The organism is Streptosporangium sp. NPDC000239, from assembly GCF_040300765.1.
Taxonomy (GTDB): Bacteria; Actinomycetota; Actinomycetes; order Streptosporangiales; family Streptosporangiaceae; genus Streptosporangium.
Map to the genome: position 1 here is coordinate 17,355 of NZ_JBEPEI010000029.1, position 25,935 is coordinate 43,289.

Genomic DNA, 25,935 nt, shown 5'->3' on the forward strand with positions numbered 1-25,935 from the left:
CTTCTACTCCCGTTGTCTGCCGCAGCGTAAGGCAGAGCGCACCTTGACTACCGTCGGCTTCTTTGACCTCATCAAGGGTGACCAGCACCACCCTTCGCGAAGCGAGGTCGTATGGGCAATGTCATCCTCGGCGGACTACTCGCCATCATCGGCGGCATCGTTGGCACCCTGCTCACCCACTGGCTCCAGATCAGACGCGAAGAAAGAGCCCGCCACTACGAGCAGCGTCGAACAGCTCACCTCGAATTCGCTCGCAGGTTCAACGAAATCCGTGCCGCGGTAGCTGACTCCGACTACACCCAGGAATCCCCGTCCATGTACGACTACCGAGTGACCGGCGACCTCCCTCTCCTGTTCCTAACAGTCCGGGTCTTCGCGTCACCAGCCACCCGTCAGGCCGCGTCTGTCGCCATTGACCGTCTCCACGACTGGATCGGTACAGACGGCAAGGCGGACGACGGCCCTCTGAACGCGGCGTTCGAGCAGTACTTGCGCCTGGTCCGCCAGGAGCTCGGTGTGCAGGGTAATCCGGCTGTCCAGAAGTAGCGTTTAACTCCACGACCTGTTATAAATGGGATCGATCGTCCAGCAAAAGGCCCTCAGGCACCTCGCCGAGGGCCTTTTCGCATGTTGGGAGGTGCCCGGCATGCAGAGACGAGAACCCATCACGATCGCCGCCGCCGCGGCCCGCCTCCGCAAGCCGGAGCCAACCGTGCGCGTGTGGGCGTCTCGGCACCATGCCCGTCGGTGCATGAAGATCGGCAAAACCGTCTACTACGACTGGTTCGACCTCGCAACGATCGAAAGGCAGCTTCGCCTCGGGTTGAGGGTGCCAGCCACGCCTGAGGCACGCGACGAGATCCGCGCTCAGGTGCGGTCCGCAGCGTAGGTCTTTGAACTTCCTGATCGCGCACCACCTGGCGGGGGTGCGCTGCTCCGCGAGGCGACTTCCCCGTGCGCCCCGCGTCGAGCTCCTGGCGGCTGGTTCGGGCGCGGCGGCCCGGCCAGCCGCCCCAAAACGCACGCCCCCTCACGGCGGCGTGCTGCGTGACGCAGAGCAGTGGGGTCCCCCGACGACACGCTCGCCACGCACGTGGCCCGGTCTCCCCGCAGGGGGTGCAGGGAAGACCGGGCCACACACCCCACCTCCAACACCCCCTGGAGAACCCATGCACTGGCACACCGTCGACTACCTGAAGGAAGACGGCCCTGCCCGGGGCCGCCTGGTCAACCGCGGGTTCTGGCTGTCCGGCATTCCCCGGCCGCTCATCTGGTGCCGCCTGCTCGGCCACCGGCCTGTGGTCGACGGCTACGGCCCTCACCGACCGGGCCTGGACGCCGCACGGTGGGTGTGCTGCGACCGGTGTGGGGTCCGCCCCGACCCCCAAGGCAACCTCGACCCTGACCAGTGGGACGTCGGCCAGCGCTACACCGGCACCTTCGACGGCGCCCTCGTGGTCCGGGACCGCCCGAATAGCCGGGAACCTTCCGCCGCGAAGCGTCCGCTCGTCCGCGTCCACGGTTCGCCCGGCTCGTGGCCGCGCCGGTCCGAAGGCGAGGTGGGCGGGCAGTTCGTGATCGGCAAGACGTTCGGCGTCTTCGAAGCTGAGGTGAAGGTCGGCAACGCCGGAAGTGAACAGACGCTCGCCGCTCACCTACGCATCTGGCCGATCGGCGCCCTCTACCTGCACACCGAACGGTTCGGCACTTGGCTGCAACGCCGCCTGAACCCGACCGGCTATGACTCCCGGCTCATCAGCCTGGCCGTGGGGGATTGGCAGGTCCGCTGGAAGCTGTGGGCCCGCCGCGACCACTACTCCCGCACCGACCCCTGGTGGATGCACGGCTCTATCAGTCTCAACCCCGTCGAGCAGCTTCTCGGCCCCAAGTACTACTCCTACGAGAACGTTGGCGAACCGGTCACTGCGACCGTCCGCATGCCCCACGGCGATGACCACCAGGTGACCCTGCAGCTCCAGAGCCGGACCTTTGGCCGTCGTCGCGGGCGCAAGACCGTCGGATGGGACGCCGACTGGAACTGCGAAGGCGGCATCGCGACCAAGCCCGGCGACCGCGGCGGTGTCTGGGGCTCCGGGGTGGAAGTGCCTGACGACGCGGTCAAGGCAGGGGATTGGGTGTCAGCTGCTGTCGCGGCGATCGCTCAGCGCCTCACGGCCGACCGCGTCCGGTACGGCTTCCAGAAGCGGACCGCCCCTGAGGTGACCCGATGAAGGTCTACCTGGCGAGCAGAGGCTCGTATTCCACCTACCGGGTGGTCGGCGTCTTCGCCCGCAAGGAGGACGCTGAAGCGTACGAACTCGGCGAGGACGTCGAGGAGTACGACGTCCACGAAGGGCCTCAAGAGGTTCGGGCCTGGCTGAAGCTGATCTGGTACCCCGACCATCCAGATAAGGACACGTGGGAAGGCGACGGGCCGTACAACCCCTACGAAGACATGCGCCCAGAACGCCGCGACTACGACGGGCACCCCAACCGGGTTGAGCACCGCTGGGCCCGAGGGTGGGGCGAACGCGGTTCCGGCCACCTCGAAGTCTGCGGCTGGGAGATCGAACGGATCCGGAAAGTCTTCGGCGAGCTCCGCGCCCAGTGGTTGAGCAACAGGACGCTCGGCATGGTGTGGGACTGCGACAAGCTGGAGTGGACCGCCCCCGAGGTGGAGTCATGACGCTCAAACCTGAGGACCGCCGCCCCTACCGGGCGCTCTCTGAGCCCGGAGACGAGTGGGTCGTCACTCACGCCGCCCCTACTGCCAGGAAGAGGCGCTACACCCTGCGGCTGGTCGGCCGACACGGACAGAGCGGAGCCTTCTACGCGCTCGACGAACCCGCGTCCCAGTACGAGCCAGGGCCGTTCGGGCTCATGTGGGTGATCGCCTCCACCGACGAGGACGACCCCCAACAGACCGCCCAGCAACTGAACTTCGCCATAGGGCGGAAGCCCACCGCCCGGCAGATCCTCACCGACGCCCTGAGGCAGAACGACTTCTTCGCCCAGGACCCCGCCCACAGGGTTGGGTGGCTCACTGACCAACTCCTGCTCGCCCTCGACGAAGCCGGGCTGGAAATCGTCGCCAAGGACGAAACGGAGGCGACCGATGCCTGACGAGTGGGTTGCGGTCAGGATGGGCGAGCGCTAGATCAACACGAACTTCGGCCTGCCCTTCTCGTCCACGGGGTCCAGGGGCAGGCCGATCATCTCCGGGCGGGTGGCTGAAACCAACCGAACGCATGCGGTGAGACAGGTCACCCGCCCGGCACCACCCCCAGGAGGCCCCGTGCCCCTCTCCGATGAGACCAGAGCCGCGATCGTCGCGATCCCCGGAGATAAGGGCTGGTGGAACTACGCCGCCCGCGACGACTACGTGGCGCTGGCCGCTGACCTCATTGGCTACGGCCTACAGCCCGAGCAGGCGGTCAGCGTACTGACGGCCGCCTTCCGAGTTGTCGCTGAGGAAGTCGGGGAGTAGGCCACACGCCTCACCTGATCTGTCAGTACCGCCCCGTACCCTCACCTGCGTGTCCACTGTTCCGCCTCGCCCGCCTCTGGTGTGGTACGGCTCCCGCCTGGCCTGGCTACAGGTATGGCGCCGCGGTGAGGTGCACTGGATGGCGTTGGTGTTCTACGCCGAGAACGACGGTAACCGCCCCTACGTCGTGGAGCGGTGGGCGACCGCCGACGAGATCACCAAGATCGACGGCGAGAATTACACCCGCGTCCCGCGCGTCATCTCCCCACCCGCTACCTGACCCGGGCGGGAGGCGCCGTGCATCTCCGCCACCGGTGGGAGGTCGTCGAGACCATCGGCAAGGTGACCACCACACGCTGCAGGATCTGCGGCAGGACCCGCACCCGCGTCGCTTGACCTTCAGGGCCGTCCATCCGGGCGGCCCTTTCGCCTACCCAGCAACCTCTGGAGTCCCGTGTCTGCCGTGTACCTGATCGCTGGCCCCCGCACTATGGCGGGCGAACTTTCCAGCCCGCCCCAGACGCTGTTCACGAACTGGCTGATAGCGGAGGGCATCGACCGAACCCGCGGTAACCGGCTCACTGTCTGGGATGACCTGAGCGCCGTCTTCGATGTCTTCGAGCTGGACGAGAACGGCGACCCGGTTGACCCGCCCACCACCAGTCCTGAGGCCCTGACTGTCTCCACCTTGCCCCCAGTGAGCGGTGAAACCGCCTGATAGGAGGACGCCGTGGCCACCCGCCTGTCCACCACAGCCCGCAACGCAGCCGCTGACGCCGTCGTCGACCTCCTCGACGCCGGATCGGGGCCGGCCATCGTGGAGATCCGTACCGGCACCCAGCCAACTACGGCGAACGACACCGCCACCGGGACGCTGCTGGCAACCCTCACCTTGGCCGACCCCGCATACGGGTCGGCGTCTTCAGGCGCGGCCACTATGGCGAGCACTCCCCGCACAGCTACAGGTGTGGCGGCTGGTACCGCAGGCTGGTTTCGCATGAAGGACTCCGCTGGCAACACAGTGCTGGACGGGTCGGTGACAGCCACAGGCGGTGGAGGCCAGCTCGAACTCGCCACCACCAGCATCTCGGTCGGCCTGACGGTGGAGGTCACTGCTGGCACCGTCACCATGCCTGCAGGCTGATGGCTCGCCACAACCTCTGCCTCAACCCGTGCTTGACGAACGACGGCACCGGCTGGGGCGGGGGTAGCACCCCGACTCGCGTGGCAGCGAGCGGATTCGTCAGACCGTTCGTCGCTGAGTACACCACCGGTAGTTTCGCCTCCACCCCAGCCACCCAAGTCGGCGCCATCACAGTGGGCGAAACCTACACAGTAAGCCTCTACCTGCGAAGCAACACCTTCAACGTCAACAGCGGCAGCGTGTACGTCGAATGGGTGAACGCGGGCGGAACAGGCTTCGGCTACCCCAGCGCCGTCTACAGCGTGGCCGCCAACACAGTGACCCGCGTCTCCGTCACCGCGGTCGCCCCAACTGGAGCTGTCGCCGCCAGGGTGATCGTGGACGGCGTGAACTTCCCGATCAGCCCAGGTCACTTCACCGCTGTGCTGATCGAGCCCGCCGCCAGCCTCGACACCTACTTCGACGGCGACACCAGCCCGGGCGGCTCATGGGACGGCGCCGCCGGCAACAGTTCCAGCACCCTCTTGGATGCTGTCGCCGGAATCCTCACAGCCGCCCTGCCCACCCTCGACTCTGCCGTAGCTGCTACCGCCACCACGACTGGCGCTCCGATAACCACGCTGCCGTCTCTCACTGCCACCACTACGGGAACCGCGAAAACCTCCGGCACAGCCGCCATCAGCCCAGATGGCCTCACCGTGGCATCGGCCGGTCGGGCCGTTCTCCGAGGCGCCATGGTTGTGGCCTTGCCCGAACTCGCCGCCTCCACCCCAGCTACCGGAGACGTCACCATTCGGCTCGGCCCAGTACGACGCCGCTGGTCAGCTCGCACCGGCCACCGCTGACCTCCTGGAGGTGACGGCAGTGGAACAGTTTCCTCGGGGGGGCACCGAATACCTCACCGTCATCATCACCGGCGACGCCAGCCTCGACACCCTGCCCGTCCACATGCAGGTCCTGCCCTACGGCGTCCGCCCCACGACAGACGGCTGGCAACCCGCCGAATGGGACACCGACGACGACGGCAACACCATCGCGAAGATTCTCATCGGCCCTGACAGCCTCTTCGACTTCTCCCTGGCGCCCGGTACGAAAGTCCCGTGGGTGAAGGTCACCACCAGCCAGGAGACACCGGTGCTGGAAGGCACTCCCTTCGAGGTGACCTGAACGGCCACGACCCCTTTTCGGTCACGCTCGGTACAACTCGTCACCGGTGGGAGACGCCGGGCTAGTAACCGTTTGTAATCACCGCAGGATGACTTCTACTGACCTAGGGCCTTCCTCTGCGTGGCCTGGTGCACCTCCGACAAGTCCACCAGCCGCTTGTCTCCACGCATCACCCCACCGCACCGCTCCTGCAACAGCTCAAGCAGCTTTATGTGCTGATCCGGGTCCGTCAGCGGCCCCCGGTGCGTCGCGTACTGCCGAATAGCTGCACGCAACTCCCGATCCCGTATCCGAGCGCAAGGCCGCTCCAGTGAATCGTTGACTTCGCTGTCCTCCATCTCCTGCTGCTCAAACGGGCGGGGATCCCTCCGCCGAGCTGGCGGATAGAGCGACTCCTCGATCTGTTCGGTCCGCAACTTCCCCAACACGGCGTAGAGCTCCTCGCACGCGGTCACCTCCGCCAAACGCTGCTGATAACGCACCTGGGATCGGGCCGCGTACACCTGGCCGACCACGCCACCAACCAGAGACAACGCGCCACCGACGATCACCGGCAGAAGCAGGTTCCACATGAACCCACTATCCGCCAGGCCGGTGCCTGCGGCGAGAGCTTTCCTGCGGCGCACACCGAATCGGCCTCGCTGACCCAGCGTTCCACCAGTGATCCTCATGAACCCCCCTCGCGCGCGACATCCCCTTGGAGGTGAGCCGTGGAACGCCAACGCTGCTCAGCCAAGTCCAAACGCTCAGGAGAGCAGTGTCAGAACAAGGCCATCCCGGGGGCGAAGACCTGCCGCATGCACGGATCGGCGACGAAGAAGGCCAAGAACGCGGCCGAGCGGCGGGTCGGTGAAGACCTTGCTCGTCGGACGGTCGACACGTACGGTCTGCCGCGTGAGGTGGACCCGGCGACTGCTCTGCTGGAGGAGGTCCACCGTACGGCTGGCCACGTCGCTTGGCTCGCCGAGGTGGTCGCTGGGTTCGAGCGTGAGGATCTCGTCTGGGGCGTCGTCGAAGAGGTCGAGAAGACCGCGACAGAGTTCACCGGTACGGACGTCACTCGTAAGTCCGTCCCGAACGTGTGGCTGGATCTTTACCAGCGGGAGCGGAAGCACCTGACAGATGTGTGCAAGGCGGCTATCGCGGCGGGCATCGCCGAACGGCAGGTGCGCCTTGCCGAACAGCAGGGCGCGTTGATCGCGTCGGTGATCGGACGGATCCTAGACGATCTCGACCTGTCGGCGACCCAGCGGGCCCGAGTGGGGGAGGTCGTGCCGCGGCACCTTCGGGCGGTGGCCGGGTAGCGGCCATGCATGGTCGATGCATGACGGCTGCATAAACGGACATTCGGGCGGAAATTCTGTGGGCGAAATGCGCAGTTTGCGTTTTCGCTGGTCAGGGGCTCGGCTTACCGTACAGACTCTACATTCTGTACGGTTACCCATAGGTAACGTGATTCGTGCTCGCTAGCCCTCTATAGCTCTCAGGGGGCGATATGAGTGCGCTTGCTGCATTCGAGTACGCTGCCCGCGCGTTTGAGCCACCGAAGCCCAATCCCTATCTGAATGACCCTGTTGGGTGGGTTCGCGAACGGCTCGACGGCTACCTCTGGTCCAAACAGCAGGAGATCGCCAACTCGATCGTCATCAACCGGCGAACCGCTGTGAAGTCCTGCCACAACGCCGGCAAGAGCTTCCTCGCCGCGCAGATCGCCTGCTGGTGGATCGACGTCCACCCTCCCGGCGAGGCGTTCATCGTCTCTACCGCCCCCACCTACGCGCAGGTTCACGCGATCCTCTGGGAAGAGATCCGCAAGGCGGCCAAAAACCCGAACGGCGACTCGCTCCCCGGCAGAGTGCTCCAGTCAGACGAATGGAAACTGGACGACGGCACGCTCGTTGGCTGGGGTCGCAAGCCAGCCGATAACGACCAGCACGGCTTCCAAGGAATTCACCGCCGCTACGTCCTCGTCATCCTCGACGAAGCATGCGGCATCCCCGAACAGCTCTGGGTCGCCGTCGAAGCCATCACCACCGGCGCCGATTGCCGCATCCTCGCGATCGGCAACCCCGACGACCCGAACACCGAGTTCGGCAACGTCTGCAAGCCGGGCTCCGGCTGGAACGTCATCCGCATTTCCGGCTTTGACACCCCGAACTTCACCGACGAGCCGTTCCCCGACCGGCTCCGGCCGCTCATGCTGTCCCCGGAGTGGGTGGAAGACAAGCGGCGCCGGTGGGGGGAGACCTCACCCCGCTACGTCGCCAAGGTGCTGGGGGAGTTCCCTGAGGTCGGCGATGACACGCTGATCTCACCTCGGTGGATCGAAGCCGCCCAGGCCCGCACGTGCACCCCTGGCCCGCGCAACGTACTCGGTGTGGACGTGGCCCGTTTCGGCTCTGATCGGTCAGTGTTCTGCCTGGTCCGTGGCCCGGTCGCCCGCATCATCGGCGACCACGCTCACGCCCGCACGACCGAAACGACCGGCAAGGTCATCGCCGCCAAGCGCGAGCACGACGTGCACGAGATCCGCGTCGACGGCGTAGGGGTCGGCTCCGGCGTCGTCGACGAACTCCTCGACGCCGGCCACGACGTCCTCGACATGCAGTCCGGCGCCGCAGCCCTCGACCGTGAGCACTTCGCCAACGCCCGCGCCGAGTGGTGGTGGGGCCTACGCGAACGCTTCGAGCAGGGCGACATCGACCTCGACCCGGAAGACGACGAACTCGCCGCCCAACTGGGGGCGATGAAGTACAAGTACACCGCCCGCGGCCAGGTCCTCATCGAGTCCAAGGACGACATGAAGAAGCGCGGGCTTCCGTCACCGGACCGAGCTGATGGCGTGATGCTCGCCTACGCCCACGTGCCGCCACCTGACCAGATCGTCGACGACGACGACCTGGATGAGGACCTCGACGGCTACAGCATCAGCGACTACTAGGCGAGGGAGGCCGTCATGGGGATCGCCTCCCGCCTGCAGGAGTCCTGGTATCGGGTGACCGGCCGTACGGCCCTCGCTGAGCAGCTCGGCAAGGAGCGCCGCACCGCCGAGTTTTTCCAAGAGGCCCTCACCGACCTCGAAGCCCGCATGTATGAGCCGGGGTGGCAGCACCTCACCGCTCGGGCCGATTTGGAGTTCACCCGGGAGGGCCTCGGCCGTCTCGCTGTGGTGTGTCGTGTGATGGCGATCAAGAACCCGTTGATCAAGCGCGGCCTAGCGTTGCGCGCCGCCTACGTGTGGGGGCAGGGCGTCAACATCTCGGCCCGCGACGAGAAGGTCAACGCCGTCGTCCGCGCCTTCCTCGACGACCCAGGCAACCGGCGGGTGCTGGCGGGGGAGCAAGCCCACGAGATCCTGGAACGCGCGCTCGGCACCGACGGCAACCTCGTCGTCGCGTGCTTCACCAGCCCCACGACCGGCCGGGTGAAGGCCCGCCTCGTGCCGTGGGATGAGATCACCGACATCATCACGAACCCCGAAGACGCCTCCGAGCCGTGGTTCTACCGCCGAGACTCCTGGATCGACGAAGTCGATTTGCGGTCCGGCGCCCGTATCACCCGCCGGCAGATCGTCTACTACCCGGCGCTCGGCTACCGCCCCAAGGTGCGAATCAAGCAGATCACCGACGCGGCCGGCACCGGGCAGGTGATGTGGGACGCCCCCGTCTACCACGTCAAGGTCGGCGGCCTGGCGGGCTGGAAGTGGGGTGTGCCTGACGTCTACGCCGCACTGGACTGGGCGGCGGCGTACAGGGAGTTCCTCACTGACTGGGCGAAACTGGTTAAGGCGCTTTCCCGATTCGCGTGGCGGCTGACCTCCAAGGGGTCGAAGCAGGCGCAAGTCCGGGCCAGAATCGCCGCCGGGCCAAGCACGGACCGCTACACCGGAGATCCGCAGCACGCCGGGGCGACCGCCATCATGAGCCCGGACATGGCGCTCGAAGCGGTACCGAAGAGTGGCGCGACGATCGACTCGGACTCCGGCCGGCCGCTGGCTGCGATGGTGGCCGCTGCCCTCGACGTTCCGGTGACGATGCTGCTCGGAGACCCAGGCACCACCGGCGCCCGAGCCACCGCTGAAACGCTGGATACACCGACTGAGCGGGCGATGGAGCTGCGGCGTGCGGTGTGGGGCGAGATGCTGCGGCAGATCCTCACCCACGTCATCACCGAATCCGTCCGCGCCCCCCAAGGCGCCCTCAAGGGCACTGTCGCGCCGGGCGACTTCGACGGGCAGGAAACCGTCACCTTCGCCAAGGGCCTCGACCCGACGATCGACATCTCCTGGCCCGACATCGACGACGTGCCGATCGCCACGCTGATCGACGCGATCACCAAGGCCGACAGCACCGGATACGTGCCGCCGCTGGTGACGCTGCGGGTACTCCTGGAGGCGCTGCGGATCAAAGATGTCGACAAGATCCTCGAAGCCGTCACCGACGAGGACGGCAACTTCAAACCGCCCGAAGGCGCTGGTGGCCAAGCAGGGCAGGCCGCGGTGGACGCATTCAGACGAGGAGATGATCCGGCCGCACTCTTGGCCGGACGTGCGCCAACCAAGCAAGGAACGGATTCGAAGGGCGCTCAGCCTTCTGACGATGAGGACGTCGGCGAGAAGTCGCAGCCGAAGAGGTGATCGCATGCCGGTCACCCACGAAACGCTGCAGCTGGTCGAGCGGATGCGCCAAGCCGTCAACAGCATCGTCGACAACGTCACCCGGCTCCTTGTGGCTGCCTGGGTGGGGGCCTGGGACCAGATGGCCGTCGAGGTCGCCGCAGGTATAGGCGAGGTCCTCCAGGCGGGCGACGGCCAGTGGCCAGCCCGGCGGGTGATCGAGCGGACCTCCCGCATGATGCGGGCGCTGGACGTCATCGCCGCAGCCCTCACCCGATTGGCGGACCTGACCCGATCCCAGACCCTCACGGGCGCTGCAGAAGCCGCCCGGATCGCTCTTGATGGGCAGGGCGAGCTGGTTGCGTCCCAGCTGCCGTACGGGTCCACGCTCGGGTTGGCGGCCCGCTACCGGCGGCAGCAGCCCGACACAGTCGACGCGATCGTGCGCCGCACAGCTGAGCAAGTCAACGCCGCTCACTGGCCGCTCGCCGACGAGGCGACAGCCGCCCTGAAACGGGAACTCATCCGTGGGGTCGTTGTGGGAGACAACCCGCGTACCGCAGCCGCCCGCATGCTGAAAGGGCTAGAAGGCCAGTTCAATGGTGGTCTGACCAGGGCTCTCGTGCTCAGCCGCACTGAAATCATCGAGGCCCATCGCCAAGCCGCTGAGATCGGCCAGGCCGACCACGCTGACGTCCTGGACGGGTGGGTGTGGCACGCCCGCCTCGACGGCGTCCGCACCTGTCCCTCCTGCTGGGCCAAGCACGGCACCCTGCACCCGCTCAGCGAGCCGGGCCCGATCGACCACCAGCAGGGGCGATGCAGTAGGACGCCCCGTACCAAGAGTTGGGCGGATCTCGGCTTCGACATTCCAGAACCGGCCGATGCCACCCCGGATGCCCGAGCGGTGTTCGACGCTCTCCCTCAGGCCGACCGTCTGAAGATTATGGGGCGCCGCCGCCTCGAACTCCTCGACTCGGGCGCCATCGACTGGGCTGACCTCGCCCAGCGCCGCACCACCACCGGCTGGCGAGACAGCTACGGAGCGAGGCCGGTGAAAGACCTGGAACGCCTCGCCCGCTCTACCTGATCGTGTCGGCTGCCAGTGCTGGGCGGGGCGGCCGACACTCACTCTTCGGAGACCCACGTGAACGTCCTCGTGCTTCTTGCTCTCATCTGCTTCTTGACCTGCGCCATCTGGTCAGCCATCACACGCGCCTGGCCGCTCGCTCTGCTGGCTGCCGGGCTGACCCTGCTCCTGCTGGCCTCCGCGCCTCTTGACCTCTGACAGGAGGACCCATGTCTGACGAGTTTGACTGGCTGGCCGAGGGCCGCCACTCCGCGTGGAGGGAGGAAGACCACCCTCGCGCACCGGACGGAAGGTTCGGCCACTCCAGTGGAACCCACACCGGTGGTGTCAGCAGCGGACATGGCGGGGGAGGCGGCTCGCACTCAACATCCCCCGGCGGTAGCCGATCTGCTTCCGTCGACACTAAAAGCGGCCCCGTTACTGTCACCCGGAACTCAGACGGCAGTGGAACAATTCACGCTGCAGGAGTCACGCTTCAGCTCGCCAACGCCGACGAATACCATGAAGCTTACTCGCAGCTTAGCATCACCAGCATGGTCCCCTCAGGGCTCACGCAAACTGCCAGGGCATTCACGGTCGGCAAAGAGCGGCCTATGCCAGCGGATGAGACAACGGCTCCTCTTGGAATGGTCAAACGCACTGGAAGCGATACATTCGAAGTGCGATTCAGGCCTCGGCCGGGAGCCACCATGGATGAGATATCCGCAGCTCCCGCGATTACGGTCACTGCCAAACAGGCGAACAGCATTGCGGGCGCCATGGAAAAGCATCGGGCTGATGTAAAAAAAGAGGAGAAGGCGGCTAAGGATGCAGCCCGGCAAGCGAATATAGCAGCCGGGCGAGCCAACCCGGCAGACGTCGGACGTCGCGCTTCCGGACAGCCGCCGAGCGTCACTGGACCAGATGAGCGTGGCATGTCTGCGACGATCGCTTCCAAGCAGATGCGCACTACTGGCGGCGGAAGCCTAACGCTTCATCGTCAGGAAGGTAGTGACTATACCCACGTCACCACTGCTGACGGCCAGACCTATGCACTCACCGATGATGAGGTGCGCGAAGTTTACTTTAGGGTCCATGACATGGATGACGGTGAATTTAAGGTCGGCGAGAATGAGGGGCTCGTTGACAAAGAGGGGTTCCTGTTCGGGCAAATTATGAAAGTCGGATCCGACCGGTATGATGTCCAGATCGATGGAAAGCGGGCATTCACCTTAAGTCCCAAAGACGCTACGCGATTGGAACAGGCCGGGAGTGATCTTTCTACCGCAAAACGATTGGACACCGAATTCGGCAAGATCGATGTCTTTTCAACTGGCGGTGGCAAAGTAGGGGTTCGCCACCTTGGTGACGATGGCAAGCCCTTGGAAACGACCTTTAACGCCGGATCCTGGAGGAAGCTCGGCCAAGCAGTTGACGTCGTCTTCGAAGGCTTTGATGAGGAAGATACCAACCCGAACGCGCCCGATTCGGGTGTGGCCAGTAAGACGGTCAAGACCAACGTCGGTAACGTGACTGTACAGCTGAAAGGCGAATGGGGGGCGCCCGACAGCAGCCTCTCAATGATGCCTGAGAAAGGCGACTGGGGAGTCGTCGTTGATGGGCCGCACATGGATGCGTGGTTGAGCGCAATCGCTGGCGTTCTGGAGGAGTCGGCTGGATCCCGCCGCCTATCTGCTGGCCAAGTGTCGCTGTCTGAGGCCACCGGCGTGGCGCCTATCCAGCAGACTTCGGACTCGCGCGGACGTTTCCGGGTCCTCCTCATCAAGGAGGGGTGGGGCACCAGCGGCTACTACCCCGAGGCTGTCTTGCGCCGCGATGGCCCGCAGGTGTGGCCCAAAGGCACCCACATGTACCTCAACCACCCCACCGTCAGTGAAGCCGCTGAACGGCCCGAGGGCGATGTCAGGTCGTGGGCATCCATCACCACCACTGACCCTGTCTGGGATCCCGCTCAGAGGGGGTTGGTGGCTGAGGTGCAGGTCTTCCCCCAGTGGCGGCAACTCCTGAACGAGGAGTTCGCCCGCGAGGTCGGCCTGTCCATCCGCGCGAGCGGGCGCGTCGAGTACGGCGAAGCTGCTGGCCGCGAGGGGCCGATCGTCACGAGTCTCGACGAGGGGGTGTCCGTGGACTGGGTCACCAAGGCCGGTGCAGGAGGCCGAGTGCTGGAGCTGATCGAGTCCGCCCGCAGCGAGGGCTCTGGTCTGCTGCGGCGCGCAACGGAGGCCAAGCAGCCGCCCGTCAAGAGAGGCTCTGCCAAGGAGCCCGAGGTCGACGAGGAGCTCGACGGCGAGGACGACGAGGCACAGGACGGCGATTGGAAGGGTAAGCCCGCTTTCCTGAAGGCCAAGGAAGCCGCCTCCCTGACAGAAGGCGCGAGCCTCGGCCAGTGGCTCGAAGCCCGCATGCACCTCGGCTTCACGAAGCTGGCAGATGAGCTGTACGGCGACGGCCGCCTCACCCGCGAGGAGCGGATCGGCCTCTCCCAAGCCGTCGGCGACGGCCTGAAGGCTTTTGTGACCCGGGTGGAGGCCGACTGCCCCCGCCTGTACCAGCGCGCCGTGTGGGACTCACCAGAAGAGCCCGACGACGACAGCCAAGAGCTTGAGGAGGCCCCCTCCTCGGCTGCGGCTACTACCGAGCCGGGCAGCCCGCCCGCAACCACAAGCAAGGAGGAAGGCATGCCCGAGCTCACCGAAGCGCAGGCTCACGACCTGCGGGAGGCGAACGCCACCGCTGAGGCAGCCAAGAACGAGGCTGAGCAGCGTGCCGCAGCCGCCGAGAACCGGCTTCAGCGGTTCGAAGCGCTGGAGGCCGCCCGCCCCGTTGTCCGTACGGTGCTGGCTGAGTCTGGCCTGCCCGGCAGGGCACAGGACCGGCTGCTGGCCACCGTGACTGCTGACAGCGTCCCGCTGGCCGACGGACGCCTCGACGAGGAGGCTCTGCGCAAGACCGTCACCGAAGCCGCCGAGGCCGAGAAGGCCTACCTCGCCAGTCTGGCCGAGGACGCCGGCGCGGGTCAGGTGCGGGGCCTGGGCGAGTCTGCCCGCACGGACCGCAACAACGGCGGTGACCTCGATCAGCGGCTCACCGAGGCCTTCAAGGGGCTCGGCATGGACGACAAGGCCGCTCAGACCGCGGCGTACGGAAGGGGCTGACCCATGGCGCAGAACATCGTTTTCGAGGACGGCACGCAGCTCGCCCTCACCGCGACTGACCCTGCTACTCCGGCGTCGGGTGACCCGGTCCTGGTGGGGCAGATTCCCGGTGTGGCCCTCATCGATGAGGCGGCTGATGGCGTCACGACCATCAAGACCAACGGCGTCGCCACCCTCAGCGTGAAGGGCATCGACGGCGGTGGCAACTCCGCCGTTGCCGCTGGTGACATCCTCTACTACGTCACTGGCGACACCCCGAAGCTCAGCAAGAAGAACACGGGCGTACGGTTCGGCTACGCCCTTGAGGCCGTCAGTTCGGGCGCGACTGCCACGATCCGCGTGAAGATCGGCTACTGACGTCGGCGCCCCTGGCGCCCCTTCTCCTCTTTCAGCCTCCGTGCCGTCCGGCCCGGGGGCTTTCGCATGCCCCGGCGCGGAGCGCCTGAGACAAGGAACGCAGAATGCAGCTCCTCGACCTGATCGAGACTTACCACGCCCAGGACGCCTCCACCGAACGGCTGTACGCCCGCGAGGGGCGCCGGGTGCGCGGTGGGCGCAACACCGCCCAGTACAAGGAATCCCTGCTGGAGGCCGCCAACCTGTACGAGGGCGTCCTGAACGGCCGTACCCCGTTCTGGCGCCTGCAGGAGGCCATGACCACCAGCGATTTCTCCTACCTGTTCGGCGACATCATTGACCGGCAGATGCTCGCCTCGTACCAGCACATGCCTGTCCTGTGGCAGAGCATCGCCCGCCGCGGTGTCGTCCGGGACTTCCGTAGCGTCGACCGCTTCACCCTCGACGGCGGCGAGGCTGTCCTGAGCGAGGTCAAGCAGGCGTCGGAGTACCCGGCTGCTGCGGTGGTGGATGGCCGCTACCAGTACGCGGTGAAGAAGTACGGCAAGCGCCTGCCCTTCACTTGGGAGTCGTTCGTCAACGACGACCTGGGCGCGCTGCGAGACCTACCGACCCGTCTCGCGAACGCCGCCCGGTTCTCTGAGGAGCGGTTCGCCACCGACCTGTACGCCGGCACCACCGGGCCCGACAGCACGTTCTTCGCCTCCGGCAACGCCAACATCGTCACCAGCAACCCGACCCTGTCCGTCGCTGGCCTGACCACGGCGCTCAACGTGCTGGCCGCCCAGGTCGACACGGACGGCAACCCGATCTACGTCAACGCCGTGTGGCTCGTTGTGCCGCCCGCGCTGGAGATCACCGCGAACAACATCATCAACGCCACCGAGATCCTCGCAGCGGACGGCGGCGGCGATGGTACGGGCACCAACCAGCTGCGGGTCACCAACTGGATGCGCAACCGGGTCAGGGTCTTGGTCAACCCGTGGCTGCCGATCATCTCCACCACCAACGGCAACACGAGCTGGTACCTGTTCGCCGACCCCGGCGTTGGTCGCCCCGCCATGGAGATCGGCTTCCTGTCCGGCCACGAGTCGCCTGAGCTGTTCATGAAGATGCCGAACGCCACCCGAGTCGGCGGCGGCCTCGTTGACCCCATGGACGGCGACTTCGACACCGACGCGGTCGACCACAAGGTCAGGCACGTCTTTGGCGGCACCCTGATGGACCCGAAGAGCGCCGTGGCCTCCAACGGCACCGGGACGCCCTGATCCCTGAACGGAGGATCACGGTGAACCTGCCGCCACCGATCAACGGCACAGAGTCCTACCTCGCCGCGATACACGACGTACTGGGGGAGATCCGTGACCGGCTCCCTGAACAGCAGCCTCAACCAGTCACGGACCAGGTAGAGCTACGCGAGCCACAGGCGCTCGGTGCCATCACCGAACCAGCCCCCTCCCCGGAGGCTGCTTCGGCCACAGAGCCTGAGCCCCTGGCTGAACCCGCCCCCGCCCCAGCGCGGGGGCGGCGACGCACCACCAAGAAGAAGGAAGGGGACGCCTGATGGGCTCCACCGCAAAGGGCGTCGCCGGAGGGCTGGCCACCCTCGACACCAACGGCCGGGTACCTGCCAGCCAGGCCCGCCTCACCGCCTCCGCGACGCTGGACTTTGCGTCCATCGCCGCAGGCGCGGTCGGCACCCTAACCGTCACGGTGACCGGTGCCAGCACCGGCGATTTCGCCCTCGTGGCGCCGCCCGGCAACCTCAACGCCGGCCTGGTCGTGTGCGGCTTCGTGTCGGCCGCCGACACGGTGACCATCCGGGTGCTCAACGGCACCGCGGGCGCGATCGACCCGGCCAGCTCGACCTGGAAGGTCACGGTCTTCACCGCGTAGGAGGAACCGTGGCGCTCGACTACTCCACCGACGTCGGGAAAGTGCGACTCCTGATCGCCGACACCGACCCGGCGACGCAGCTGCTGAACGACCCGCAGATTGAGGGCTTCCTGGAGATGGAGGGCAACGTCAAGTTGGCCGCCGCGCAGGCGCTCGACTCCATCGCCAGCAGCGAGGCGCTCGTCTCCAAGGTCATCAGCATGAACGGCCTGAGCATCAACGGCCCTGCCGTGGCGTCCGAGCTACGAGCCAGAGCGACAGGGCTGCGCGAGCAGGTCGCTGAAGGCCTTGGCGACGACAGTGTCGGCTTCGACGTCGTCGACTTCGACCCGTATCAGGGCTACTTCGGCTACGTCAGGTAGGAGGTGGCCTGATGCCGTTCGTTGGCCACACTCCTATCCACCCGCTCTGGTCGCAGCATCACCGTCCTACGGCGACGGCCACCCAGACCAGCACCTGCCTCATTACTCGCCTCGCAGGCGAGGGCACTCTGGATGCCGCCGGGGTGTGGCACCCGCCCACCAGCACGGAGGTGTACCGGGGGCCGTGCCGCATCGCCCCACCTGGACCGGTCTCCAACCCCGTCGTAGGAGACCAACGGGTCGGTCTCACTGACTACCAGGTGATGGTCCGGTGGGACACCCCGGAAATCCTGGAGGGCGACATCGTCGAAGTCCTCACCGCAGCCGACCCGCTCCTGCCCGGCCGTCTGTTGCAGGTGACCGACACGGTCGGCGGAGGCGCCAGCCAGCAGTGGGAACGCGTCCTGACCTGCAGCCAGGACATCACCAACCGGGACATCAGATGAGCGGCGGCGACTTCGAGTTCGACGAGCTGCTGGAACTGAAGGTTGAGCTGGGCAAGGCGGGCAGCAAAGCGGAGACCCTCGCCAAGGCTGTGGTGGCAAAGGTCGGCCACGACACGGTGGCAGGGGCGCAGGCTCTCGTCCTGGTCGACACCGGCAACCTGAAGAACAGCATCGGCGCGGACTTCGACGAGGACGGGCTCGGCTTCACTGCAGGCCCAACCGCCAACTACGGCGCGGACGTCGAATACGGAACCGCGGCGCACGTCATCGTCCCCCGGGACGCAAAGGCGCTGTGGTGGCCAGGGGCGGAGCACCCAGTGAAACGGGTCCGCCATCCTGGCACCGCACCTCAGCCGTACATGAGGCCTGCTTTCGAGCAGGCCACGGCACCACTTGAGCAGGTGCTGGCCCAGCTCGCCGCGAAGGCCCTCGAAGAATGAGGATCTCCGTTGCTGCGACAGGGCCACACACCGACGCGGTGGTAGCGGCCATCACCGCCGCTGGGGTGCTGGTCGGCCGCGGGGTGTTCCCGTCCGGCGCTGGCTGGTCGGGCAACCCCGGATCGTCGAACTACGTCCCCTACGCGGTTGTCTACCCGTCCCCGGGCGTGGCCGACGGCAACACCGCGGAGCCGCTGGAGTACCTGGACTACTCGGGGCAGATCAACTGCTTCGGCGTCACCCAAGATCAGGCGGTACAGGTCGCTGACACGGTGAGAGGCGCCCTGATCGGCCGGCGCCTGACAGTGGTGGGCCGCTCGACTTACCCGGTGACCTCGCCGGGCGGGCCGCCCGTCCGGCCTGACAACTCGGTCGTGCCGCCCGTGCACATGGCCACGGTCGAGATCGCGTTCCGGTCCCAGGCCGTGCCTTCCTGACCCCACCCACCTTGTAGCCCGCACGCCTATGCGTGACCGGGCCCTTTCGCATGCCTGAAGGAGGCCCTCGTGGCTACCTATGACCCGAATGTCGCGGTCATCAACGGCGCGGCGGTGACCATGCACGCCGCCGCTGCCGGAGACAAGATCCGCGGCATCAAGCGCGACACCCGGATGCTCGTCTACAACGCGTCTGGCGCATCGATCACGCTGACGATCACCCCGCCTGGCACCACCGAATACGGCGTTGCCAACCCGGCTAAGACGTACACGATCGCTGCAGGCGCGTACTTCGTACTGCTGCTCAAGCCGTCCTACAGGGACCCCGCGGACTCCAACCTGATCAGCCTGTCGTGGTCGTCGACGACCACTGTGACGTGGGCGGTGATCGGCTGATGGCCCGCCGCATGATCAAGGTCCGGCACCGGGTCACCGGCGACATCACTGAAGTGTCGGAGCGGGCGTACCCGCTGTTCGCTGCCGCCTACGAGCGCCTCGACCAGCCCGATACCCCAGCCCCGGAGCCCGAGGCCAAGCCCGCTCCCGGAGCCACTGAGGACGCATCGACTTCCCGTTCTGCTTCCCGCTCGCCGCGCCCGGCGGCCACCACCGACAAGGAGTAACCCGTGTCCGACCTTTTGGGCGACGGCAACATCAAGGTGACCTTCTGCCTCACCCTGTCCAGTGTCTCCAACCCGCCGGCTGCCGAGTGCAACGCAGGCGTCGACTTGCAGGAAGTCATCACCAAGGAAGGGCTCGACATCCAGCCTGACCAGGCCGCAGTCGACAACACCAGCCTCGCGAGCAGGGACGAGACCGAAGACGCTGGCACCGTCAAGTACAGTCTTGAACTCACCGTCAAGATTCAGGAACTCACCGCCGATGACATCGGCACCACCACGCTGGCCGACCGGCAGAAGGGCTACCTTGTCGTGCGGCGGAATCGCCCCCACGAGGACGACTATGCTGCGGGCGACCCTGTCGAGGTGTACCCGGTGCGGTGCGGCCGGCAGCGCAAGGACCCGCCCGCGCTCAACACGGCGCAGACGTTCAAGTCGAAGCTGTTCAACTACGCGACCGCCGACTCGGAAGCGGTGGTGGCTGCCTAATGGACATCAGCGACATCCTCGGGCAGATCAAGCTGCCTGAGGAAGTGGTACCGCTGTGTCTGCGGGCGGACCTGCAGGTGGAGTGGGAGAGAGCTGAGAAGGCTCTGCAGGCCGCGAATCTCAAGGCCAGTGGTTCTCTCGCTGGGACTAGCAAGGAGGTCGCTGCGGCGGCTGAGCGGGTCCGCGCGGTCGAGGAGCAGATGCAGGCCTCCACCGTGGACTTCCGGCTGCGAGCGGTTACCACCCGCCGATGGTCGGACCTGAAGGCCGCCAACCCGCCGCGCGAGGGCCACTATGAGGAATGGAATCCTGAGACGTTTGGCGTCGCCGTCCTAGCCGCCTGCAGTCTTGAGCCGAAGATGAGCGAAGAGCAGGCCGGACAGCTGGTGGACGCCATCACCGAGGGCCAGTGGGAGCAGCTACAGACCGCCCTCGGCCGGATCAACCGGACTGCGGTGAGCGTCCCAAAATCCAGTCTCGCCTCCGCGAAGCTCCGGACCTCGACGAAGAAGTAGCGCTGGCCGAGGCCTACGGCAGGTCTCGGTCAGTGTGGCTCGGCCGTCAGCGGGTGTCGGTGACGACGTACGAGTACGACGACGCCACCGGGCGTCTGGTCCGCTCGACCACTGTGCATGACGCCGAGTGGACTGACGACGACCGGGCCTGGGCGCAGGCACGGCGCCGAAACAAGGCGGAACTGTGCCCAGGGTGCGGGCTGCCAATGCCGGAGACCACGGACCCAGCGAACAACGGCTCTTACGAAGCACCTCTCCCCGTGATGTGCTTCGCCTGCGTCCCGCTGGAGAAGCGGAAGTCCGAATACAAGGACCCCGGGTACCTGTTCCACGTGCGAAAGCAGCTACCTAAGCAGGCGCCCAATTCCCGCAGCCACGCGAGGTGAATCCACCATCCGTAGGCGCGATCGTGACCGTCACCCCTGATGGGGCGAAGTTCACGAACCGGTTGGCGATCGTGTCTCCACCTTTCGTGGTGCGCTCCCAGTAGCAGTCCTTCACCTTGCGGTCCACGGTCCGGTAGACGCCTGGCTTGATGTCAACGCCGATTTCCTTGTCGCCTTCAGTGAACCCGCGGGTGGCCGCCCGCCAGGCTGGCAGGTACTTCGGGCATAAGTAGCGGGTTGCGGCTTTGTAGAGGTCCAGGTCGGTGTCGTCGCGGTCGATGGCCTCAATGAGAAAGCCGACCGATGGCGGCCCGTCGCAGTACTCGTGGCCGTCGTCCAGGACGGATTTCGGCAGGTTGATGGGGCCGTAGGCGTTGTACTTGTAGCCGAGGCTCTTCACGTACAGGGCCTCAGCGTGCGTGGTGTAGAGGCCTTCAGAGATGTTTTCGCTTGAGGGCTTCGGGGTCGGCGTCGAGCTGCCGCCCGAGGTGGGCGCTGCCGTGCTGGGTTGAGCGGCGTCAGGGGTCTCCGCAGAGCAGCCCGCGACTGCTGCTGTTAAGGCAATGGCGGCGATCAGGTGTCGGCGTCGAACCACGGTAGCTCCCGTTCCCATTGTGCGTAGGTGTGTAGGACGCGCCACGCGTGGCGCCCGTTTGCACCATTGCGCATCCACACAAGATCAATCTGGGTTTTCCGTCGTTGGGCCATCGCCTTGGAGGTGAGTCCAATAGCGGACCGCACCGTCTCCGTCCGACTTCGCCTCAACACTTCGGCTTTCACCTCCGGCGAGAAGGACGCGGAAAAGGCTCTTTCAGCCCTGGACCGCAAGTTCACGCAGACCTCCGGATTCGTCGCAGGCTTCCGGAAGAAGCTTGAAGCCGCGACCAAGCGGCTCCCCGATATCAAGGTCGACGCCGACACCCACCCCGCAGAACGGCAAGTCGCCGAACTACGGGCCAAGCTGGCGGACCTGGCGAAGAAGGAAATCGGCGTCGACATCGATGCCGCCTCCGCCTTCGCCCAGGTGGAGGAGATCCAGGCCGCCCTGGATGCCATCCAGAAGGACACCAGCTTCGAGCTGCGGGCCGACACCAAGGCTGCACTCGGCCAACTCCAAGACGTGGCGCGTGAGATCCAGCGGATCGACGGCCAACTGGTCCATGTAGGCCTCGAACCCGCCGAGGGCGGCGCATTCGCCCAGAAGGTACGCACCCAGGTCGAGGCGGCAGCGCGCGCCTTGCCGAAGATCCCGATCGACGCTGACTCCTCGCCCGCTCAGCGACAGATCGCCGACCTGCGGGGCCGTCTGGAGTCCCTGTCCGGCCGCACGGTCGGCGTGGACCTGGACGCGGCCTCCGCAATGTCGGAGATCCGCGCGCTCGAATCCGAACTGCGCGGCCTGGGGCGCGACACCACCATCGACCTGCGGGCCGACGCAGGCGAGGCCCTGTCCAAGCTGCACAGCATCTCAAGCGAGGTTTCCCGACTCGACGGCCGCAACGCCCAGGTGCGTGTCGACGCGGACGTGGCAGGCGCGCTCACTGGCATCGCCCGGGTAAGTGCCGCTCTGGCCGCCCTACCTGCCGTATCCACCATTGGGGTTGGGGCTGCCGGGCTTGGAGCGGCCTTCGCTGGCGCGGGCCTAGCCGCGGTCGCGTTCGGCGCAGCCGCCAACCCCGCCTTGGGGCGCGTCAATGACGCCCTTAAGGAGACAGCGAGCTCAGCGGGCGGCGCCGGTGGGGCGGTGAAGTCCGCCGCACAGAAGGCAGCCGAAGCCGCGTCCAGCGCCCTGCGACTGGCGGAGGCGCAGGACCGGGTCAAGGATGCCGCTCAAGGCGTCAAGGACGCCCAGCGAGGCGTCAGCGATGCCTTACAGGACGTCCGGGACAAACAGGACGCTCTCCGGCAGGCCCAGGAGTCCGCAGCCCTGGCAGGCTCTCGCGTTGGAGAGGTAGCCGAGGCGGGCGCCCGTCGGATCGCAGACGCCGAACGTGCCGTCCAGGACGCCCACCGCGCTACCCAGCGGGCAGTGGAGGACCTGACTCGGGCACGTGAAGCCGCTCAGGAACGGCTCGAAGACTTGGCCCTCGCGACAGAAGGCGGCGCTCTCTCCGAGGAAAGAGCGCAGATCTCCCTGAAGCGTGCCCAGCAGAATCTCGCCCGCATCACCCAACCAGGGTCCGGGGCGAGCGACACGGATAAAGCTGACGCCGAGTTGTCGGTGCGTGAGGCCGAGTTCGCGCTGAAGCGGATCAAGGAATCCAACGCGGACCTGGCCAAGGAGCGATCCGAGGCTGACGCCAAGGGCGTTGAGGGCAGCGATCAGGTTGTAGCGGCGAAGGAAGCCGTCGAGCAGGCGACCCGCCGTGAGGCAGATGCCGAGCGTGCCGTATCTGAGGCTCGAAGCCAGGCGGCACGTGACGTCGCCGCGGCCCAGAGCGATGCAGCACGAGCAGCTCGCGATGTTGCCGCGGCGCAACGCGACGTTCGCGACGCCATGCGTGACGTCGGTGATGCCCAGCGCAAGGTCACCGAGGCCCAACGGGACGCCCTGAGAGCGACACAGCGCCTGAAGCTGGAGCAACTCCAGCAGAAGGCCGCGGCAGAGCAGGCCGGCGCCGCAGCGGGCGGTGGCGGCGGTGCCGCATCCAAGATGGCCGAGTTGTCGAAGGCCGAGCGGGAGCTGGCCAAGGACATCAAGGCTGCCCAGGACGCGTACGTCAAGTGGCAGCAGTCCCTGGAGAGCAGCACCTTCCCGGTGATTTCCGGCGCTCTGGACCTGATGACGTCACAGCTTCCCCGCGTCTCACCGTTGGTGCGGGGCCTGTCGGCGGCGCTCGTCACCTTGGAGAGGGACGCCGGGGCTGCCCTGCAGGACCCGTTCTGGGACCAGTTCCTGTTCAAGGTCGGCACCTACATGCCGGACGCAGTGGTCGGGCTCGGCAGGTCCCTGGGCAACGTCACCACTGGCGTCGCTGGGATCGTCGATGCGTTCTTGCCTTTCGAGCCGACCGTGGTCGGCGGGATCGAGCGGGCGTCTCAGGAGTTCGCCGAGTGGGGGAAGAACCTCAAGAGCAGCCCAGAGTTCCACGAGTTCATCGAGTATGTGAAGGCCAACGCCCCGCAGGTGTGGGAGCTGATCAAGAACGTCGCCAAGGCCCTTGGGAACGTGGTCGAGGCGGTTGCCCCGCTGGCTGCCGGGGGTGGCGTTGGTGCTCTGAGTGGCCTCAACCTGCTGGCGAAGCTCGTGGCCGGGATGGACCCGCAGCACATCCAGCTCATCGCCATGGCGATCGTCGCGGTCAAGACAGCTCAGGCAGGGCTGCGTGTCGCCTCCTTCTTCACCGACATGGCAGGCAAGGTCGGAGAAGTCAGAACCAAGGTGTCAGGCCTTGCCGATTCCTTCGAGAAGGTCAAGGGCAAGACGGGAGGGCTCCGTACTGCCGTAAGCAACCTCGGGGAATCCCTCGGCGGGGTGAGCGGCATCGTCGGCGGCGTAGCTCTCACTGGCGGCCTGCTCATCCTGGAAGACCGGTTCGCCAAAGCTGCGGAAGCCGCCAACAAGTACGTCGAAACGGTCACCGCAGCCTCAGGCGGCGACCTGGACAGGGAAATCCAGCTCACCAACGAGGCGCTCCAGAAGCAGCTCGACCTCCAAGGCCCCAACATCGGCGAATGGCTCTACTTCACCGACGTTGGGAAGGAAGCCGGCGACAAGGTCGACGCCCTCAGGCAGCACCTGGACGACCTGAACCACCAGAAAGACATCGCCGCGATCAAGGCGAAAGTCGCTGGCGACTCGATCAGCGGCATGGGAGGGCAGGCCGGCGAAGCAGGGAAGGCCGTCGATGACCTCAACCGGGGGCTCGACACCTTCGCCGGTCGAACTGATGCGTTGCAGGCGACCCGCAACATGGAGACCGCCTACCGTGATGCCGCGACGGCGATCAAGGCGTCCAGCGGGGCACTTGAGATCCACCGTGGGATGACCGACAAGCAGCGGGACGCGGTCATCCAGGCCCGTGAGAAGTTCTCAGCGTATGTCGACGCGGTCCACCAGGCCGCCGAAGGACAGAAGACCCTGTCAGGGCGTAGCTACGAGGCCACTAAGGCGGTCTTGGAGCAGTTGCCGCAGCTCGCCTCATTGGCGGGCAAGAACCGGGAAGCGCGCGAGCAGGTTCTTCTTCTCGCTCAGGCCTACGGAATCTCCCGGACGGACGCCCTCAAGGCCATGGAGGGCGGCAAGCAACTTCGAGACGTCCTGGCCCAGCTGAAGAGCAAGCAGATCAAAATCGACCTGGACACGAAGGCTGCCCAAGCGCAGTTCCAGTCGCTGCTCAAGAGCTTCTCCTTGGCTTCGCCGACGATTCCAGTGGGGATCGCGGCGCCAAAGAAGAAAGCCCAGGGCGGCATCTCCCATGTGTCTGGTGTGGAGCTGATGGCGTCGGGCGGTATCCGCTCGGCGGGGGCTTCTCCTCAGGCGATGATCGCCACGTCTCCGTACATGATCTCGGGCCGGTCCGGCCCGGACGTGGTCTTCGGAGAAGCCGGCTGGGAAGCGTTCATTCCGCTCGACCCTAGCAAGCGGTCCCGCGGCCTGGATGTGCTGGGTGCGGCGGCCTCGGCTATGGGGATGGCGGTTGTTCCTCAGCAGGCTGCTGCGTCGTCGGCGCCGTCGTGGACTGGCGGCGGGTCGCTGCCGGGGTCGTCGGCGTCGGTCACCGTGACCGGGGTCGAGGCGCTGAAGGGCAGCCTGGATTCCACTGCCACGACCCTCACCGGCGGCTTGGCTGACGCTACCTCCGCTGTGGACACGACCCTGGGCGACACCGGGTCGGTCACCGGCGCGCTACAGCAGATGACGTCCACGCTCAGTACCCAGCTCGCGGCGCTCACCTCCGCGGTGGAGGGCCTGTCAGGGGCAGTCCTCGGCGCGGGCGCGGTAGCTGGCGCAGCCAAGACCGCGGCGACCGGAGGGAAGGCCAGCACAGGGGGGAAGATTCAGATCCTGAACGGGTCCACGGTGTCGGCTCCGGTGCAGGGCATCGTGAACCCGTCGAAGGTCAGCAAGCCGGTGCAGTCCGCACCGAAGATGACGATGGTGGCGGGCTTCAACGCGGGTGATTTCACCGGCCCCTCGTCCGGCGGGTCAGGTGGCGGGTCGACCCCTGGCCGGACTCTCCACATTGAGAACTACTACGAGGCCGAAGGCGGTAGCGCGCGGAAGACAGCCGAGGAGCTGAACTTCATGGACCGCCGCTAACCGCTCCGCCTCTGGCCCCAGGCAGCACCCGCCTGGGGCCTTCGTCATTCCCACTCAGAGAGGAGG

The 25,935-nt window shown here is 66.4% G+C and carries 31 protein-coding genes; 29 read left to right on the forward strand and 2 right to left on the reverse strand.

The features are described from left to right. Window positions 1-111: 111 nt before the first annotated feature. From ABT340_RS39515 to ABT340_RS39565, 11 genes are all read left to right on the forward strand, one after another. Window positions 112-546, forward strand: coding sequence for a hypothetical protein (locus ABT340_RS39515; protein WP_352016067.1), 435 nt, complete (start codon window positions 112-114; stop codon window positions 544-546). A gap of 25 nt (window positions 547-571) precedes the next feature. Further along, the gene (locus ABT340_RS39520) at window positions 572-889 is read left to right on the forward strand and encodes a hypothetical protein (protein WP_352016068.1); all 318 of its coding nucleotides are present in this window, start codon (window positions 572-574) and stop codon (window positions 887-889) included. A 280-nt stretch (window positions 890-1,169) separates the two neighbouring features. After that, window positions 1,170-2,231, forward strand: coding sequence for a hypothetical protein (locus ABT340_RS39525; protein ID WP_352016069.1), 1,062 nt, complete (start codon window positions 1,170-1,172; stop codon window positions 2,229-2,231). Further along, complete coding sequence (locus ABT340_RS39530) at window positions 2,228-2,686, forward strand: hypothetical protein (RefSeq protein WP_352016070.1); 459 nt, start codon at window positions 2,228-2,230, stop codon at window positions 2,684-2,686. Before ABT340_RS39525 ends, ABT340_RS39530 begins: the two co-directional genes overlap by 4 nt. Then, window positions 2,683-3,123: a hypothetical protein gene (locus ABT340_RS39535; protein ID WP_352016071.1), complete on the forward strand. Its 441-nt coding sequence runs from the start codon at window positions 2,683-2,685 to the stop codon at window positions 3,121-3,123. The genes ABT340_RS39530 and ABT340_RS39535 overlap by 4 nt, the downstream gene beginning before the upstream one ends. A 172-nt stretch (window positions 3,124-3,295) precedes the next feature. Continuing rightward, on the forward strand, window positions 3,296-3,487 hold the full coding sequence (locus ABT340_RS39540; RefSeq protein WP_352016072.1) for a hypothetical protein: 192 nt from the start codon (window positions 3,296-3,298) through the stop codon (window positions 3,485-3,487). Between the two features lie 49 nt (window positions 3,488-3,536). Next, the gene (locus ABT340_RS39545; protein ID WP_352016073.1) at window positions 3,537-3,767 is read left to right on the forward strand and encodes a hypothetical protein; all 231 of its coding nucleotides are present in this window, start codon (window positions 3,537-3,539) and stop codon (window positions 3,765-3,767) included. A gap of 183 nt (window positions 3,768-3,950) precedes the next feature. Continuing rightward, window positions 3,951-4,205, forward strand: coding sequence for a hypothetical protein (locus ABT340_RS39550; protein WP_352016074.1), 255 nt, complete (start codon window positions 3,951-3,953; stop codon window positions 4,203-4,205). Between the two features lie 12 nt (window positions 4,206-4,217). Then, window positions 4,218-4,631, forward strand: coding sequence for a hypothetical protein (locus ABT340_RS39555; RefSeq protein WP_352016075.1), 414 nt, complete (start codon window positions 4,218-4,220; stop codon window positions 4,629-4,631). Window positions 4,632-4,711: 80 nt separating this feature from the next. After that, a complete protein-coding gene (locus tag ABT340_RS39560) occupies window positions 4,712-5,476 on the forward strand; it encodes a hypothetical protein (protein WP_352016076.1) in 765 nt (254 codons plus the stop codon). Window positions 5,477-5,495: 19 nt separating this feature from the next. Beyond that, complete coding sequence (locus ABT340_RS39565; RefSeq protein WP_352016077.1) at window positions 5,496-5,798, forward strand: hypothetical protein; 303 nt, start codon at window positions 5,496-5,498, stop codon at window positions 5,796-5,798. A gap of 95 nt (window positions 5,799-5,893) precedes the next feature. On the opposite strand, the gene ABT340_RS39570 is transcribed toward ABT340_RS39565, so the two are convergent. After that, entirely contained in the window at window positions 5,894-6,370 is a 477-nt protein-coding gene (locus ABT340_RS39570; protein WP_352016078.1) for a hypothetical protein, read from the reverse strand. Window positions 6,371-6,508: 138 nt separating this feature from the next. On the opposite strand from ABT340_RS39570, the gene ABT340_RS39575 reads away from it, so the two are divergent. The 17 genes from ABT340_RS39575 (at window position 6,509) to ABT340_RS39655 (ending at window position 20,220) form a co-directional block, all read left to right on the forward strand. Continuing rightward, a complete protein-coding gene (locus ABT340_RS39575; RefSeq protein WP_352016079.1) occupies window positions 6,509-7,102 on the forward strand; it encodes a hypothetical protein in 594 nt (197 codons plus the stop codon). A gap of 191 nt (window positions 7,103-7,293) precedes the next feature. Next, window positions 7,294-8,739 carry a hypothetical protein gene (locus ABT340_RS39580; protein WP_352016080.1) on the forward strand — a complete coding sequence of 482 codons (1,446 nt, stop codon included), beginning with the start codon at window positions 7,294-7,296 and terminating at the stop codon, window positions 8,737-8,739. A 15-nt stretch (window positions 8,740-8,754) separates the two neighbouring features. Then, on the forward strand, window positions 8,755-10,434 hold the full coding sequence (locus tag ABT340_RS39585; protein ID WP_352016081.1) for a hypothetical protein: 1,680 nt from the start codon (window positions 8,755-8,757) through the stop codon (window positions 10,432-10,434). Between the two features lie 4 nt (window positions 10,435-10,438). After that, window positions 10,439-11,503, forward strand: coding sequence for a putative phage head morphogenesis protein (locus ABT340_RS39590; RefSeq protein ID WP_352016082.1), 1,065 nt, complete (start codon window positions 10,439-10,441; stop codon window positions 11,501-11,503). 57 nt (window positions 11,504-11,560) lie between these two features. Next, window positions 11,561-11,701, forward strand: a complete 141-nt coding sequence (locus ABT340_RS39595) for a hypothetical protein (protein ID WP_352016083.1) — start codon at window positions 11,561-11,563, stop codon at window positions 11,699-11,701. Window positions 11,702-12,192: 491 nt separating this feature from the next. Continuing rightward, the gene (locus tag ABT340_RS39600) at window positions 12,193-14,658 is read left to right on the forward strand and encodes a hypothetical protein (RefSeq protein ID WP_352016084.1); all 2,466 of its coding nucleotides are present in this window, start codon (window positions 12,193-12,195) and stop codon (window positions 14,656-14,658) included. A 3-nt stretch (window positions 14,659-14,661) separates the two neighbouring features. Next, window positions 14,662-15,015: a capsid cement protein gene (locus tag ABT340_RS39605; RefSeq protein WP_352016085.1), complete on the forward strand. Its 354-nt coding sequence runs from the start codon at window positions 14,662-14,664 to the stop codon at window positions 15,013-15,015. A gap of 104 nt (window positions 15,016-15,119) precedes the next feature. Beyond that, complete coding sequence (locus tag ABT340_RS39610) at window positions 15,120-16,283, forward strand: phage major capsid protein (protein WP_352016086.1); 1,164 nt, start codon at window positions 15,120-15,122, stop codon at window positions 16,281-16,283. Window positions 16,284-16,578: 295 nt separating this feature from the next. Continuing rightward, window positions 16,579-16,911, forward strand: coding sequence for a hypothetical protein (locus ABT340_RS39615; protein ID WP_352016087.1), 333 nt, complete (start codon window positions 16,579-16,581; stop codon window positions 16,909-16,911). An 8-nt stretch (window positions 16,912-16,919) separates the two neighbouring features. Beyond that, window positions 16,920-17,273 (forward strand): hypothetical protein, encoded by a 354-nt coding sequence (locus ABT340_RS39620; RefSeq protein ID WP_352016088.1) that lies wholly within the window; start codon window positions 16,920-16,922, stop codon window positions 17,271-17,273. A gap of 11 nt (window positions 17,274-17,284) precedes the next feature. Beyond that, complete coding sequence (locus ABT340_RS39625; RefSeq protein WP_352016089.1) at window positions 17,285-17,719, forward strand: DUF6093 family protein; 435 nt, start codon at window positions 17,285-17,287, stop codon at window positions 17,717-17,719. Further along, entirely contained in the window at window positions 17,716-18,159 is a 444-nt protein-coding gene (locus tag ABT340_RS39630; RefSeq protein ID WP_352016090.1) for an HK97 gp10 family phage protein, read from the forward strand. The genes ABT340_RS39625 and ABT340_RS39630 overlap by 4 nt, the downstream gene beginning before the upstream one ends. Window positions 18,160-18,197: 38 nt before the next feature. Continuing rightward, window positions 18,198-18,596: a hypothetical protein gene (locus ABT340_RS39635; protein ID WP_352016091.1), complete on the forward strand. Its 399-nt coding sequence runs from the start codon at window positions 18,198-18,200 to the stop codon at window positions 18,594-18,596. Window positions 18,597-18,665: 69 nt separating this feature from the next. Next, on the forward strand, window positions 18,666-18,992 hold the full coding sequence (locus ABT340_RS39640; protein WP_352016092.1) for a hypothetical protein: 327 nt from the start codon (window positions 18,666-18,668) through the stop codon (window positions 18,990-18,992). Beyond that, the gene (locus tag ABT340_RS39645; RefSeq protein ID WP_352016093.1) at window positions 18,950-19,219 is read left to right on the forward strand and encodes a hypothetical protein; all 270 of its coding nucleotides are present in this window, start codon (window positions 18,950-18,952) and stop codon (window positions 19,217-19,219) included. Before ABT340_RS39640 ends, ABT340_RS39645 begins: the two co-directional genes overlap by 43 nt. 3 nt (window positions 19,220-19,222) lie before the next feature. After that, the gene (locus ABT340_RS39650) at window positions 19,223-19,705 is read left to right on the forward strand and encodes a phage tail tube protein (protein WP_352016094.1); all 483 of its coding nucleotides are present in this window, start codon (window positions 19,223-19,225) and stop codon (window positions 19,703-19,705) included. After that, the gene (locus ABT340_RS39655) at window positions 19,705-20,220 is read left to right on the forward strand and encodes a hypothetical protein (RefSeq protein WP_352016095.1); all 516 of its coding nucleotides are present in this window, start codon (window positions 19,705-19,707) and stop codon (window positions 20,218-20,220) included. The genes ABT340_RS39650 and ABT340_RS39655 overlap by 1 nt, the downstream gene beginning before the upstream one ends. Window positions 20,221-20,568: 348 nt before the next feature. Here ABT340_RS39655 and ABT340_RS39660 read toward each other — a convergent pair whose 3' ends face one another. Then, window positions 20,569-21,201 carry an Rv1352/Rv1906c domain-containing protein gene (locus tag ABT340_RS39660; RefSeq protein ID WP_352016096.1) on the reverse strand — a complete coding sequence of 211 codons (633 nt, stop codon included), beginning with the start codon at window positions 21,199-21,201 and terminating at the stop codon, window positions 20,569-20,571. A 66-nt stretch (window positions 21,202-21,267) separates the two neighbouring features. On the opposite strand from ABT340_RS39660, the gene ABT340_RS39665 reads away from it, so the two are divergent. Next, on the forward strand, window positions 21,268-25,869 hold the full coding sequence (locus tag ABT340_RS39665; protein ID WP_352016097.1) for a coiled-coil domain-containing protein: 4,602 nt from the start codon (window positions 21,268-21,270) through the stop codon (window positions 25,867-25,869). The last annotated feature ends 66 nt before the right edge of the window (window positions 25,870-25,935 follow it).

Coding starts and splice junctions, on each gene's coding strand:
- ABT340_RS39535 (WP_352016071.1), top strand. CDS start 2,683: ATGACGCTCAAACCTGAGGACCGCCGCCCCTACCGGGCGCTCTCTGAG.
- ABT340_RS39515 (WP_352016067.1), top strand. CDS start 112: ATGGGCAATGTCATCCTCGGCGGACTACTCGCCATCATCGGCGGCATC.
- ABT340_RS39525 (WP_352016069.1), top strand. CDS start 1,170: ATGCACTGGCACACCGTCGACTACCTGAAGGAAGACGGCCCTGCCCGG.
- ABT340_RS39570 (WP_352016078.1), bottom strand. CDS start 6,370: ATGTGGAACCTGCTTCTGCCGGTGATCGTCGGTGGCGCGTTGTCTCTG.
- ABT340_RS39655 (WP_352016095.1), top strand. CDS start 19,705: ATGGACATCAGCGACATCCTCGGGCAGATCAAGCTGCCTGAGGAAGTG.
- ABT340_RS39630 (WP_352016090.1), top strand. CDS start 17,716: ATGAGCGGCGGCGACTTCGAGTTCGACGAGCTGCTGGAACTGAAGGTT.
- ABT340_RS39610 (WP_352016086.1), top strand. CDS start 15,120: ATGCAGCTCCTCGACCTGATCGAGACTTACCACGCCCAGGACGCCTCC.
- ABT340_RS39605 (WP_352016085.1), top strand. CDS start 14,662: ATGGCGCAGAACATCGTTTTCGAGGACGGCACGCAGCTCGCCCTCACC.
- ABT340_RS39590 (WP_352016082.1), top strand. CDS start 10,439: ATGCCGGTCACCCACGAAACGCTGCAGCTGGTCGAGCGGATGCGCCAA.
- ABT340_RS39615 (WP_352016087.1), top strand. CDS start 16,579: ATGGGCTCCACCGCAAAGGGCGTCGCCGGAGGGCTGGCCACCCTCGAC.
- ABT340_RS39600 (WP_352016084.1), top strand. CDS start 12,193: ATGGATGAGATATCCGCAGCTCCCGCGATTACGGTCACTGCCAAACAG.
- ABT340_RS39625 (WP_352016089.1), top strand. CDS start 17,285: ATGCCGTTCGTTGGCCACACTCCTATCCACCCGCTCTGGTCGCAGCAT.
- ABT340_RS39530 (WP_352016070.1), top strand. CDS start 2,228: ATGAAGGTCTACCTGGCGAGCAGAGGCTCGTATTCCACCTACCGGGTG.
- ABT340_RS39585 (WP_352016081.1), top strand. CDS start 8,755: ATGGGGATCGCCTCCCGCCTGCAGGAGTCCTGGTATCGGGTGACCGGC.
- ABT340_RS39580 (WP_352016080.1), top strand. CDS start 7,294: ATGAGTGCGCTTGCTGCATTCGAGTACGCTGCCCGCGCGTTTGAGCCA.
- ABT340_RS39520 (WP_352016068.1), top strand. CDS start 572: ATGGGATCGATCGTCCAGCAAAAGGCCCTCAGGCACCTCGCCGAGGGC.